Annotated in this window: 12 protein-coding genes and 1 pseudogene; 8 read left to right on the forward strand and 5 right to left on the reverse strand. The window is 61.8% G+C overall.

All coding sequences use genetic code 11. The features are described 5' to 3' along the window. From HY852_RS08440 to HY852_RS08465, 6 genes and pseudogenes are all read left to right on the forward strand, one after another. Positions 1 to 235, forward strand: a pseudogene (locus tag HY852_RS08440) (hypothetical protein); the annotation flags it as partial. Next, complete coding sequence (locus HY852_RS08445) at positions 228 to 968, forward strand: ABC transporter ATP-binding protein (RefSeq protein ID WP_291603986.1); 741 nt, start codon at positions 228 to 230, stop codon at positions 966 to 968. The pseudogene HY852_RS08440 and the gene HY852_RS08445, both read left to right, overlap by 8 nt. An 8-nt stretch (positions 969 to 976) precedes the next feature. Next, on the forward strand, positions 977 to 1696 hold the full coding sequence (locus HY852_RS08450) for an ABC transporter ATP-binding protein (protein ID WP_291603987.1): 720 nt from the start codon (positions 977 to 979) through the stop codon (positions 1694 to 1696). Positions 1697 to 1715: 19 nt separating this feature from the next. Beyond that, positions 1716 to 2606, forward strand: a complete 891-nt coding sequence (locus HY852_RS08455) for a branched-chain amino acid ABC transporter permease (RefSeq protein ID WP_291603988.1) — start codon at positions 1716 to 1718, stop codon at positions 2604 to 2606. 3 nt (positions 2607 to 2609) lie between these two features. Further along, entirely contained in the window at positions 2610 to 3539 is a 930-nt protein-coding gene (locus HY852_RS08460) for a branched-chain amino acid ABC transporter permease (protein WP_291603989.1), read from the forward strand. Further along, positions 3536 to 3961 carry a FixH family protein gene (locus tag HY852_RS08465; RefSeq protein ID WP_291603991.1) on the forward strand — a complete coding sequence of 142 codons (426 nt, stop codon included), beginning with the start codon at positions 3536 to 3538 and terminating at the stop codon, positions 3959 to 3961. The genes HY852_RS08460 and HY852_RS08465 overlap by 4 nt, the downstream gene beginning before the upstream one ends. A 291-nt stretch (positions 3962 to 4252) precedes the next feature. Here the strand turns inward: HY852_RS08465 and HY852_RS08470 are convergent, their stop codons facing one another. The 5 genes from HY852_RS08470 to HY852_RS08490 all read right to left on the reverse strand — a co-directional run bounded on the left by HY852_RS08470 (position 4253) and on the right by HY852_RS08490 (position 11395). Continuing rightward, positions 4253 to 6847 carry a tetratricopeptide repeat protein gene (locus HY852_RS08470; protein WP_291603992.1) on the reverse strand — a complete coding sequence of 865 codons (2595 nt, stop codon included), beginning with the start codon at positions 6845 to 6847 and terminating at the stop codon, positions 4253 to 4255. Positions 6848 to 7052: 205 nt separating this feature from the next. Next, positions 7053 to 8024, reverse strand: a complete 972-nt coding sequence (locus tag HY852_RS08475; RefSeq protein ID WP_291603993.1) for a twin-arginine translocation pathway signal — start codon at positions 8022 to 8024, stop codon at positions 7053 to 7055. Beyond that, complete coding sequence (locus HY852_RS08480) at positions 8021 to 9082, reverse strand: hypothetical protein (protein ID WP_291603994.1); 1062 nt, start codon at positions 9080 to 9082, stop codon at positions 8021 to 8023. The genes HY852_RS08475 and HY852_RS08480 overlap by 4 nt, the downstream gene beginning before the upstream one ends. Positions 9083 to 9094: 12 nt before the next feature. Continuing rightward, entirely contained in the window at positions 9095 to 10480 is a 1386-nt protein-coding gene (locus HY852_RS08485; protein WP_291603995.1) for an MBOAT family O-acyltransferase, read from the reverse strand. 12 nt (positions 10481 to 10492) lie between these two features. Next, entirely contained in the window at positions 10493 to 11395 is a 903-nt protein-coding gene (locus tag HY852_RS08490) for an alginate O-acetyltransferase AlgF (protein WP_291603996.1), read from the reverse strand. A gap of 128 nt (positions 11396 to 11523) precedes the next feature. Here HY852_RS08490 and HY852_RS08495 point away from each other — a divergent pair, with 128 nt between their 5' ends. Both HY852_RS08495 and HY852_RS08500 read left to right on the forward strand, forming a co-directional pair. Next, on the forward strand, positions 11524 to 11808 hold the full coding sequence (locus tag HY852_RS08495; RefSeq protein WP_291603997.1) for a hypothetical protein: 285 nt from the start codon (positions 11524 to 11526) through the stop codon (positions 11806 to 11808). A gap of 373 nt (positions 11809 to 12181) precedes the next feature. After that, the gene (locus HY852_RS08500) at positions 12182 to 12394 is read left to right on the forward strand and encodes a hypothetical protein (protein ID WP_291603998.1); all 213 of its coding nucleotides are present in this window, start codon (positions 12182 to 12184) and stop codon (positions 12392 to 12394) included. Positions 12395 to 13068: the final 674 nt, after the last annotated feature.

A 13068-nucleotide genomic window follows, 5' to 3' on the forward strand; every position in this document is an offset into this window, starting at 1 on the left:
CGCCTATCCGATCCTCGGCGGGCTTTCCAACGTGTTCGGCACGCTGCTCGCCGTCATCTTCATTCAGGGCTTCCTCATCGAGGGCCTGCGCTTTCTCGGCGATTGGCGCAATCTGCTGTTCGGCGCGCTGATCGTGCTGGCCATGAACCTGCGGCCGCGCGGTTTTCTGGACGCGGGGGGGACCGCCACCCTGAAACGCATGCTGTTCGCGCGCAAGGAGAGCTCCGGTGCTTGACCTTCAGGGCATCGCCAAACATTTCGGCGGCGTCCGCGCGGTGGACGGGGTCGATCTGACCGTGAAGCGCGGCGAAATCCTCGGCCTGATCGGGCCGAACGGCTCCGGCAAGAGCACGATCGTCAACCTGGTCTCCGGCCTGTTTCCGTTGACCTCAGGCCGGATTCTCTTCAACGGCGACGATATCTCGGACCTGCCGTCCCATGCGCGGGTGGGCCTTGGCATTGCCCGGACCTTTCAGAATATCCGTCTATTCGGCCAACTGTCGGTCTGGCAGAACCTCTGGGTCGCGCAGAATTCCCGCCTGCAGCGGCAGGAAATGTTCTTCAAGCGCTGGTTCGGCGGCTCCGCGGGGGTGCAGGCGGAGATCGGGCGAACGCTCGAGTTCTTCGACCTGGCGCACAAGCGCGACGAGCTTGCCGCCAATCTCTCCTTCGGCGAGCAGCGGCGTCTGGAATTCGCCCGCGCCATTTCGGCCAGACCCAACCTGCTGCTGCTCGACGAGCCGGCGGCCGGTATGAATGCCGAGGAGGTGGATCAGCTCGATGCCCGCATCCGCAAGATGCGCGATGAGGGGTTCACAGTCCTTTTGATCGAGCATCACGTCGAGCTCGTCATGTCAGTCGCTGACCGGATCGCCGTTCTGAACTTCGGCCGCAAGATCGCGGAGGGGCCGCCGGCTGCCGTGCAGGACGATGCTGCCGTGCGCGAAGCCTATCTCGGCACGCGGTGAGGTGAATCATGCTGGACGTGTCGGACCTCGTCACGACCTACGGTAAGATCGAAGCGCTCAGGGGCGTGTCGCTGCACGTCGAGGGCGGGAAGATCACCTGCCTGCTCGGACCGAACGGCGCCGGCAAGACGACGTTGATGATGACGATCGCCGGAATTCTCAGGCCTCGCCGCGGCTCGATCAAGCTCGAAGGCACCGAGCTCGTCGGCCTGTCGCCCGCAAAAATCGTCTCGCGCGGTGTTGCGCTGGTGCCGGAGAACCGGCTGGTCTTCCCGGAGATGTCGGTGCGCGAGAACCTGCTGGCGGGGGCATATCAGCGCAGGGACAAGAGCGGGATCGCGGCCGACATGGAGCGCATGTACGCGCGCTTTCCGCGACTGAAGGAGCGGAGGGAACAGCTTGCCGGCACGCTGTCCGGTGGCGAACAGCAGATGCTGGCGGTCGCCCGTGCATTGATGTCGCGCCCGCGCGTGCTGTTGATGGACGAGCCCTCGCTCGGACTTGCGCCCCTTGTCGTGGCCGAGATCTTCGACATCGTCGCTGCGCTCAATCGCGACGGCACCACCATCCTGCTGGTGGAGCAGAATGCACACATGGCCCTCAAGGTGGCGCACCAGTTTTTCCTGATGGAGCAGGGCCGCGTCACCTTCCAGGGCACGCCCGGTCAGCTGGCGGAAGACGAGGTGATCCAGCGGGCCTATCTCGGTACCCGCCGCGTCGCCGGATGATCCGGCAAGTCAGGAGCCAATGATCGATTTCATCCAGAATACGATCGACGGCGTGATGATCGGCGCGTCATACGGGCTGCTCGCGCTCGGCTTCACCGTCATCTTCGGCGTCATGCGGCGCCTCAACCTGTCCTACGGGCCGACCATCATGATCGGCGCCTATTTCGGCACCGTGCTCTATCTGCACTTTGGCGCCGGGCTGCTCGCAGTCGCCGCCGCCGTTGTCGTCGGAGCGGTGATCTCCGGTATCTATGTCGAGCGGCTCTGCTTTGCACCGATGAAGGCCGGTGCCGGGATTGCGTCGATGGTGTCGAGCTTTGCGATCTGGATGCAATTGGAGCAGGCGGCGGTTCTGGTCCTGCCGCGTCACACCTACCCGTTTCCGCCGCTCGTGACCGGCCCCGCGCTCGAGATCGGGCCATTGCTCGTTCGCCCCGACCACTTGATCATGCTGACGGGCGCGCTCCTGCTCGCCGCGGTCGTGCAGCTCGCGCTCTATCGCACGCGCTTCGGCCTTGGCCTGCGTGCGGTGATCGCCAACCCGATCGCGGCGAACCTGGTCGGCGTGGATGTCGGGCGCTTGGTCGTGCTGGCGTTCGCCGCGGCATCGGCCATCGGCGGCGTGGCTGGCTTTCTCGTGCTGGCGGTCGACCAGCAGGTGACGCCGATGTTCGGCATGTGGGCAACGCTCAAGGGCCTGATCGCGATGATGATCGGCGGCCTCGGATCGATACCCGGCGCGCTGCTCGGTGGACTGCTGCTCGGCGTCGTCGAGGTGCACAGCCACTGGCTGTTCGGGCCGCAGGTGCGCGATTTGTTTGCCTATTTCGTGCTGTTCGCGTTCCTTGTGGCGCGTCCGGGCGGCCTGCTCGGCCGCACGATCGACGTCGAGCTGTCGCATAGGGCGTGACCGATGGACGACTATCTGGTCAGCGTAGTCTCCAACATCGGCATCATTTCGTTCGTCGCGCTGTCGGCCTATCTGCTGCTGCTCACCGGAGAGATCTCCTTCGGCCAGCAGGCGTTCTTTGCGATCGGCGCGTATGCGGCCGGCATCGCCACCGCGATGTGGGGTTGGCCGCTTCCGCTGGCCATTGCCTGGGGCGCGGCGGCGGGCGCAGCTTGCGCCGTGACCCTCGGCATCCCGACATTGCGACTGCGCGGACTTCAGTTCGCGATCGCGACGCTTGCGTTCGCCGAGATGGTGCGAATCCTGTTCGAGCTGTGGCGATATCAGATTGACATCGACGGCGAGCCTGTCGGACCCAACGGCACCGACGGCTTTCGCAATATCCGCTATGTCTTCGATCACAACATCGAAGCCTTCGATTTCATGATGTTGATCTATGCGGTGCTGGCGGTCACGCTCGGCAGCTTCATGCTGCTCGAACGCTCGCGGCTTGGCGTCATCTTCCGCATGATCGGTGAGGATGCGACGCTGGCCTCGCTGCAGGGAATTGCGGTCGCCCGCTACAAGGTTTTCGCGGCGGGCATCGCCGGCGCGCTCGCGGCGGTCGGCGGCGGCCTCTATGCCCATCTGACCACCTATGTGGAGCCGCGAACCTTCGATGTCATGCTGGGGGTTCATTCCCTTGCCTACGGTCTGATCGGCGGGCTCGGCACCGCGCTCGGACCGTTGCTCGGGGTCGTCATCGACGTCGGGCTCCTGGAATCGGTGCGATTGTTCGCCGGCTACCGCATGATCATTTTCGGCGGTCTGGTTGCGCTGCTGCTGATCGTTCGTCCACGCGGCCTGCTTGATGAGCGACTGGTGCATGGAATTGGCCGATTGTTCCGCAACGCGAAATCCGGAACGACCCGAACCGGACGAGGGCCGCCATGAGAACGATCGTTTGCACGCTTGTGGCCATTGCGGCACTGCTGGCCGGGTATCCGCAAGCCGCGCACGGCCAGGTGCGCGCCAAGGCTGCCGTGACCTGCGTCTCGGCCGGGCAGGTGCTGGAGTACGACTGCACCATCAAGCTTGCGAACGCGCGCTCCGGCGAACCGCTCTCGGGGCTGACCGTATCCGTTGGAGCGGACATGCCCTCGATGCCCGGCATGCACAACGTGCGCCGCGTGAAAGCGACCGAGCAGGCGGAGAAGGGCGCTTATCACGTCCGCCTCGAGCTCGAGATGCACGGCGACTGGGCGGTGCACATCGATCTGCGAGGCGCAGTGCGCGACCGCGTGGTTGCGATGTTGCGCTTCGAAGAAGCGGAAGTCACTGACGTCAAACCGTCGCCGAGCCGGCGCGGGCATTGAAGCGCGCACAAGTAGGCGCGCCTTGTCTCGTCGCTCCACTTCCGCCGGCCCCGTGAAGACCTCAAGCCGCCGCACCGGCGGTGATAGCAGTATGCACTGTGTCCATTCTAAGCCTAACAGTCCAAACCAACCGCAGACTCGCAGATCACCCCGTCATCCGGTAGGTGTCCCCTGGACAGCGCTTACGAGCAAACGGTGTGGCCTGCGGGCACTTGAGCGCGGTTGCGTTTGCGCTGGCAAGCGGTTTTTTGGCTCAGTGGATCGGCTGCCTCGAGGCGGCCGCGGGTCACATCAATAATTGATCGACGTCTGCGCGAAGATGCCCTCGGCGCGTTTGTCGCCGGCGAGCCTGAAGCGATATTGCAGGGTCAGCTCCCAGTATGAGGGTGGCGCCATATACTTCGTTTCGCCGAACCAGTAGCGAAGCGAGCCGCCGACGCCGGCCGAATAGCCATCATGGACGGCAAAGGAGTCATCGTAGCTCGCCGCAACGACCGCGTGAGGGAAGAACACGAGATTGCTGCTGATGGGATCAAGGCGGAAGCTGCGCCCGAACCGCCCTTCGAAAATCCCAACCAGCTGCGTCTTCTCCAGGAAGCGATCGACCTCGGCATAGATGTACCAGGTCGGCCAGTTCGTCTCCAGAACCCGAAGGTCCGTGCCGACCGTGTACGAATACGCGGCCCTGAGCAGCGTATCGTTGCGCGCCGCGTTTCCCAGGCGGAAGAGCTTGTCGACCTCGAGGACGAGATTGTGGTCCGAGAACGGCTTCCAGCGCGCGCCGACCATGCCTTGCGTCGTTGGCAGGCCTGTGGGACCACCGGCCTGATCATAGAGCGTCTCGAACACCCTGCCGAACACTTCGAACAGCGCGCCGTTACGGTTGCCGAACTCTTCCGGCCGGTAATAGAACTCCGATCCCAGCTGGGACGTATAACTGCTGGTCGGCGAGCTCGCGATCAAAAAGGGGTTTGGGGCCGACCCGACCTTCCCGTATGAAACCGAAGTGTTGATACCCCAGACCCGCGCGAGATCCGCGACGGTTCGGCGGGTCTCGAACAGCTTCTGGTCATCGATATTCAGCCGCCCGTCCGCCTTCGCATCAATTCCTTCCATCAGATAGCTGATCGCCTTCGGGTTTTCGAACCGGCGCATGGCGGCGTAGCCGGCATCGATTGTCGCGCGCGGCGGCAACTGGCCGCGCGCGTGTGCGCGGTCGAAGCGCTGCAGCGCCAACTCGTCGTTTCCGACGGCAACAGCGATATAGGCGAGGTCGGCATCCCGCATCGAACTCAATTGGCCACGCGCAACCGCCTGGTCGAAAAGCGCGCGCGCCTCGGGCTTTCGTTCAAGCTCGAGCAGCGTGTTGATTTGCGCCCGCAAGGCGTCATCGCGTTGAGCGCCGGTCGGGGCCAATCGTTCGGCTATCTTGAAGTGGGGCAGGGATTCTTCCTTGCGCCCCATCGCCTGGAGTGCATAAGCCTTGCGAACGGCCGTGTCATAGCTCGTCGGCAGCCTTTCGAGGGCACGCTGCGCGCGCTGCGGCTCCTTGGCGGCAAGTGCTGCATCGGCGAGCGCCAGCCGGACGTTTCTCGCCTGCTCGGCGGAAAGGCCACGCTGCAGCGCCGCCTCCCAGTCGGCCATCGCTGCGCGATCCTTGTGCTGCAGCTTTCGGGCAAAGCCCCGCTGCGCAAAGACCTCGCCGCTGGCCTGGCCCTGATTGATAACCTTTGTCGCTTCCGCCTCGGCGTCACCCGGGCGTCCCGTGCTCATCAGCAGGTTGAGCAGCAAGAGCCGGTTTGCCAGAAGTTCCGGGCTGGCCTCGATCGCTATTCGGGCCTCTTCGATGGCCGCCGAATAATTCTTCGCGCGCGCTGCCTGATAAGCTTTACCTGCAGCTTCGTATCCTTCCGCCGCTTTGTCGATCGGCGTTGCGATGCTCTGGACCAGCGGCGCTTCCAGGCTGCAGACGGTGCCATACGGCGTAGCGCGACAGTCCTGTACCGGCATTGGCACGTTCTTGCCGTCGCCCTTCAGGGTTGCCTTGTGATTGGCGGCAGCTTCAGCGTCGCCCAGCCGCGTGACAACCTGCGGATCGGTCTTCGAATAGGGGTCCAGGAGTTTTTGCGCGGCACGATAGTCTCCGGAAGCCAGCGCCGCGTCGGCTGCGATGAGCCGGATGTTCTTCTGTTCGAGCTCGGTGAGACCAGGGAGAGCGAGGGCGGCATTTAAATCGACAACGGCCAACGCACGATTGCCGAGCCGCTGCTGGATATACGCTCGCCAAACGAGAGGTGCATAATTACCCGGATCGAGCTTGATGGTGTCCGAGGCGGTTGCGGCGGCGTCAGCCAGGTTATTGTCGGCGAGCTGTGCACTCAGCAACAGCAATCGATAGGACATCACATCCGGGGCGTACTCGACCGCAGCCCGGGCTGCGCGAATCGCTGCCCTTGGATCGCCCTTCTCCAGCGCCTTGTAGCCTTCGCTGGCTGGCTGTTGGGCGAGGCGCTGTCGGATGCTGGCGAGCCTCGATTCAAGCTCCTGGTTCGACGCAAAGGTCTCGGACGCCCGGACAGTGGCCTGTTCGGCCCGCGAGAGATCGCCGGCAGCGACGAGGGCATCGATCAACAAAAGGCGAAGCCGCAGCATATCGGGGCGAAGATCGACGGATGCGGCCGCGCGCGCGCTTGCGGTCTTGTAGTCACCCTGGTTGAACGCCTTGTAAGCGTCGTCGGCAGCGCTATAGGCCTCGCCCTCCAGCGGCCGATCCGGATCAGGCACCTGGGCGTTGGCGCCATGGCAAAGCACGGCCGCAACCAGCAGCCCGCCGAAGGCGGCCCGGCTGATGCCCGAGCCAAAAAGGTGTTTGCCCCCGAAAGCCATTCAACCCAGCGTTAAACAGGTCCGTTAAATACCATTTACAACGTATCCGAGCCATGGAGCCGACGGAACCGCGATTTGGGGGCTGGGGTGCCTTGACTCACCCCGATCTCGTTCACATTGAACGTTTTTTCGCTTGCTGTGGCCTATTTGCTTCGACTTTGCCTCCGCTTTGTAGGGCCAGGATAATGGCCAAAGCAATTAACCATCATTTCCTGTTTCGGATGGCTTCTGCCGTTTTCAAGCGCCAGTCCGCCGCGCTGACAATGCCTTGGGCCGCCCACTCACCGACCGCATCGGGTCCGTTCTGCAGCTGAGCCTCGTTGAACTGCCAGACCAGGAAGCGAACGGGGTTGGATTTGAATTCGGATGACTGGAGGTACTGCAGGAGCGTCGCCCAGGGGCCAAGATCACCAGGATTCCACTTGAGGGAGACCGGCCGGTCAATCCGGTTCGAGAGCCGCTGAGGAAAGCCGAAATAGGGCTGAACGAAGCTGTTTCCGACGACCGCCACCGGAGCCGGTTCAGCATCCAAAAGTCCTTGGTTGTTCCTTGGAGGAGTTCGGATCACATAGGTATCCGGACCAATGGCTCGTTTTCGTTCGGGGGAAAGAAAATTGGCCGCAAGGTCTCCAAGGTGGCGGTCGTTCATCCAGTCGCCGAGCTGGGTGCCTGATCCGGCCTTTCCCGGGAGCGGGCTCTTTGAGATGATCTCGGCCGCGATTTGATCGGCGCTCGCTTCGGCTGCAAATGTCGTCCAGTGGAAGTCCGTTCTATAGAACACTTCCTGTTTGCCCAGCACCACAGCTTTGAAGGCGTCCCTGAGGTCAGGTGCACTCACTCCTTGTGACCGGAGCTCGCTCAGCAGGAAGTCATATCGCTTTCGAACCGGCTCCGAAATCGCCATTCCCTCCGGGAGCAGCGTTTCATAGTAGCGCGGTTTCAATGGAACGATCGCAACGATGAGCTTGATGCCTCGTTCGCTGAGCACACGATTGATTTCGGCGATGAGCTGAACTGATGCCATTTCTGCTTCGGGCTTTGCGACCGAAAGACTCTCCCAGCCGGCGAACAGCCAGTTCGACTTGCCTTCGACAATCGCATCGCGCGCAAGCGAGGGAGATCCCGCGTTCAATAGGACGATCGCCGCGGCGAGCCATCGGGTTAAACGTCTGGTCATCGGGAATCCGGCAACTGGTCGAGAAAGGCCCGCTCATCCGCGGTGAGAGGAGCGGTAAGCGAGCGCATGGGGAACTCCCATATCACGGCCTTGGTGCTTGCCAACACGGCTTGCCGTCTTTGAACAAGCTCCAGCAGCGCTCCGGCAAAGCCCCCGCCTGCCTGGCTCAGCTGTCCAATTTCCCTGGAGAGAGACACTTGCAGATAATCGAGGAATCCCGAATTCAGTGAGAACGAGGAGCCCGCAAGGATGACGGAGGGAGAGGAGGGCTCATCGAGCAAGCTTCCGGATCTTTCGACGTCAGCCTTCAATTCGAGCTCGCGCTCAAGAGCTGGCGCCAAACCTCTAGGCGCTTCCGCAAGACCGGCCATGCGAGCAAGATCGCCGAGGCGCTCGCGGTCGGGGCCTGTCCTCAGCACAACGCGATCCGATCCTGGCCCAAGGCGGGCCTCGATGGCTCTTGCAACCGCTTTTGCAGCGAACTCCGCACCCTGGTTGTTCCAATGCGTATCCGTCCGAAAGTAACCCGGCTGTGGCCACTTATCCTTCACGTCGATTTCAAGCCGCTCCACCGACGCTGTCGCATCGGACCACAGCTGCGATCGCCATCTGGATCGATCCGCGTTCGCTCCGCACAATTGATTTTCCACCTGCTCGGCCTTGTCGGGCACAGGCAATACAAGCAAGAGAATGTTGTGCTCTAGGAGCGCTCGCACCAGAAGCGGAAACATCCTTGCTCGTGCGCGGAGATTTTCGGCGTCGTGGCGGTCTGCTCTCAGTTCTTCGATGGAGTAGAGCCACTCGCTGCAGCCGGCCCAGACCTGCAGTCCGGCATCGTGCAGCAGTGAATATTGCAGCCCTGCGGCGAGCCCATCCAGCCGCGGGCTTCTCGGGATCGCGTCAAACACCGCCTTGTCGAGCTTGCCGGACACAGCGCCGGAGTTGAAGTCCGCCAAGGTCGCCGTCGTGAAGATCTCGGCAATGGCCGCGCCGCCGCGCCAGACGGCCGAGACGAGCCCCACCACCATGATCACCAGAACCGGGAAGATCTTCAGCATGGCAGCCATTCTTCAGAACTGGAAATACAAAAACGGAATGACGGTCCGGCTTTGCATCAGCCAAAGCGAGCACAGCCAAAGCAGGAGAGTGAGCCCGAAGGATGGTCGTCTCGCCATCGATCCAACGATCGGCCATCGCTTTTCGGCTAGGGGCAGATAGATCAGTGCGATGCCGAGCACCAGAGTGACGATTTCGGTTGGCCTGACGAGGGCGATGAAGGCCGGTGACATCGCAAGTCCGTTAACGCCCCATGCCCCGCTGAACATCGTGCCGGCGGTTTGCCAGTCCTGCGCCCGAAACAGCAGCCAGCCCATCATCACAAAGGCGACGGTCAGGACGTGGCCCAGGACGGCAGGAATAGTTGGAAGCCGCATGGCGTCCCAAATCCGGCAGGCGACGAGGCCGATGCCGTGCCACATTCCCCAAATGAGAAAGGTCCAGCTGGCGCCATGCCAGAGGCCGCCAAGGGCCATGGTCACGAGCAGATTGACATTGGTGCGAACGCGGCCGACCCGGTTTCCTCCCATGGGAATGTAGAGGTAATCACGCAGCCAGCTCGACAGGCTGATGTGCCAGCGCCGCCAGAACTCGGTCAATGACGTGCTCAGGTACGGCCGATCGAAGTTCTCAGGAAATTTGAGCCCGACCATGAGGCCCAGCCCGATCGCCATGCTGCTGTACCCCGCAAAATCGAAATAAAGGTGCAGGGTGTAGGCAAGAACCGTGATGAGCACGTCCAGGCTGGACGGCGAGGGAAGAGAGTATCCGCCATCCACCAGTGGCGCCAGCGTGTCCGCAATCAGCACCTTCTGCGCAAAGCCCAGCATGAAGCGGCGCAGGCCCTCGGCAAATTCGGCGGGATCGAAAGTTCGCGACTTCAGCCGCTCCGCAACCGACTGATATCGGACGACCGGGCCCGCGACCAGGTGCCCGAACATCGCCTGATATGTCGAATAGATGACGAGGTTTGTCTCGGCTGCGACAGTTTTTCTGAACACGTCCACTGAATAGGAAATCGCGCCAAAAACGAAGAACGACAAGCCGATCGGCAGCGGAATTGCCGACCAGTTCTTTATTGGTGCCCCGAGCGAGGTGGCGCTCTCGACGAGAAGGTTGGCATATTTGAAGCAGAGGAGGCTCAAGAGCGGCAGCGCGATCGCCATGAGCAGGGCAATTCGGCGCTCCCGGCCGAAGCTCTTCGAGATCCACAGGCCGGTGAACCACGACCAGCAGGCAATGCCCACAAGAAGCGGCACGAAGTCGAACCGCCACCAGCCGTAGAACAGCAGGCTGAACAGCAGGATCGTCAGGTTTCCAAGCGCACTTGGAACGAGCGCATAGGCAAGCAGAAACAGCGGCAGAAAAATGAAGACAAAGGAATCGCTGACGAAGACCATAAATCTGGCGGCCTAGCGCTCTCGAAAGGGCTCGGTTTCGTCGAACTGACCGACGAGCGCCAAGCCGCCTGCCGCCTCGATCAAGAACATGCTGTAGTGGTCGCCCGAGCGAAGCTGGGGCAATGCGGCAGCCGCGCTTCGATCGTTGCAGATTGCCTCGAGCTTGGCCTGGACGGGGTTGATGGTGCGCGATTGCACCGATCCAAAGGTGGTTCCGTTGAAGACCACAGGGCCGTCCGCAATTCTCAAGGAAGCCTCGCAGTCTCTCACGAGACTGTAGAATCGAAGTTGCGCCTTCAGCTCGTTCGAGCTCTCGTTGCCTTCGTCGACCAAATAGGCCGACAATCCCGAAGGGCCGGGTGCAATAAAGATCGTTGAAAACCGGTCCGCCGGAGGAATCACCTCCTCGGCCACTGCCGCGCCGTTTACCGACAGCTTTACAGGCCTGCCGCCGGGGAGGGCACGGTATCGGCTCGCGACTGCAGCGCCATCGAGCTGGATGTCGGTGGTGCCGATATGAACTTGCGCTGGGAGACTCAGTTGTTGGCTCAAGACGACGCGGACAAAGGCGTAGCCCGCCGGCGGACGCGGTGCGTACAGCCTGCCGATTTCCTGGGCCTTGCATTCATTTGGCAGAGCCAAGATCAAGAAGCTCAGCACAGCCAGCAGAGCTTGTCCCCGCAGCTTGACATGGCGAAGGCCTAGGTGGGTTGTGCTGGCAAGGGGAGATCGAAAGAACACAATTACGCTCCACGCCGGGGGACCGGGTCGCCAGAGCTTGGTCGCCCGGTACACATCGACCCGACGGTCATACCATCCAACTCGGGAGCCGGAAAATTGTCTGGGAGCCAAAAGAACCACGTAGTAAATGCCGGCGCCCTCGAAATACCGAAGTCTCTCAATTGGCGTTCCCATAATCCCTGTCAGTCGTAAAACGAATAAATGCCAGGGCGGGCTTGGGCTTGTTCAGTTCCTCAGGCAAAGGTTAATATAGCGCTTGGCGTTTATGCTGAGGGCGTGAAGATTCGCCGGCGGGGGATTGCATGTCGAAAGTTGTCGCGGCTTTTTGCGGAATAAGCCTGCTGTTGGCTGTCAGCGCGCATGCAGCGCCGCTAAATCAGGGCCAATCCGCGCTTGCGCCTGCCCCACTGGCGGAGCAGGTAAAGGTTATCTGCGATGAAGCCGGTCAATGCTACCGACCGCCCAAGCGGCGGCTTACGGCGCGGTGGGTCTACGGCGACGGCAATTTTTATGGTCCTTACACCGAGCCCGGATATTACGGTAATCCCAGACTGCGCTATCGCCTGCTGCCGTATTGGTGGTGGTGAGGTCATTCCCTCAGGGGTCGACCATTGTCGCTGATCAGCGCTTGGGACGAGCGCCGATCGCGCGATAGTCCGATTGCTTTCTGGTACCGAACTGCTGGCCAGCACTCGGCTTGCGCGACATTAGCGTGCCTTCGATTGACGAACTTGCAATTTTTTGGAATGATAATTCCGTTTTGGATATTCAATAATTAAATCCGCGGGGGCTTAATACGAAAAGCGGCCGGCGCCGACATTTTCCACGCGGAACGTGCGCTCATCGCCGCCGGTATCACGTGAGGTCAGCGTAGAAGCAGGTGAGAGTTCGCTTCTGACGACGTGCTTGGCTCCCTCCGGGAAGGCCTTTTGTCGGGCCTGCACATTGGAGGTAAGTGCATTGGGGCGGGTTCAGGGCATTTTTGCTGACCTAAGGCGCCTGCAGGCAGCGCTGGAAAGCATTGCCGCTGATCTGGATGCGATGGAAGGACGACAGCATCCTCTGCTCCGAGGTGCGGCGAAGAGATTGCAGCCGCGCCCAGCTCGCAGCATCGAATCGTTCGTCCAGAATTTCGCGTTCGTTATTGAACGCAAGTCGACGAACAAGATGTAGCCTTTGTGAAGGACTCCGGCCCTTTGTGACCGGATCTGCCTGATCTTGCTCGGCTCGAGCTTTCTAGCGGCAGCCCCGCTTCCGACCAATACGACGGAACGAATGGCCCGCGGCCCGGTTGATCGGCCGGCGGAGTGCGCATCATGAGAACGCAAGCTGTCATCGTTTTGGCCGGCATCATCGTTTCGCCTGCGATTGTAAGCGCCCAAGTCAATATGCGGTACGATCCACAGGCGAACGGCCAGTATAGCGGGCGGGTCGATACGCGGGTGGACGGTCGTGCGAGTCGCAATGAAGGATTGCCGCCCAGTGCTGCGGACAAGGGATACGGCAAATACGAAAATCCCATCCGTCCCAGTGATTGCTGGGAGGTGCAGGCAATGAACCCGAACGCGCGTCGCAGCTGGCAGCGACGCGTTGAGCGCGCTTGCAACCCTCCGTGACATCTAGCGTTTGCGAGCTCTCCGGAAGCATTCATCAAGCTATGAGCCTTTTCCATCCCTCGGAGCAGCCCTCGCTCGCTCGGGTTAGCGCAGGCGGCGGGCCATGGGTCCGGAGAGGGGCCCGATCGCTAGGCCGGCGGTGATCGCCATTTAGTGGAAGGAAGGCGCCTCCGTCGATCGTGGCGCGGTCACGACGAGGAGAACATGTCCGGATTCGTGTGCTGATAAATC

The organism is Bradyrhizobium sp., assembly GCF_016213215.1.
Classification (GTDB): Bacteria; Pseudomonadota; Alphaproteobacteria; order Rhizobiales; family Xanthobacteraceae; genus Bradyrhizobium.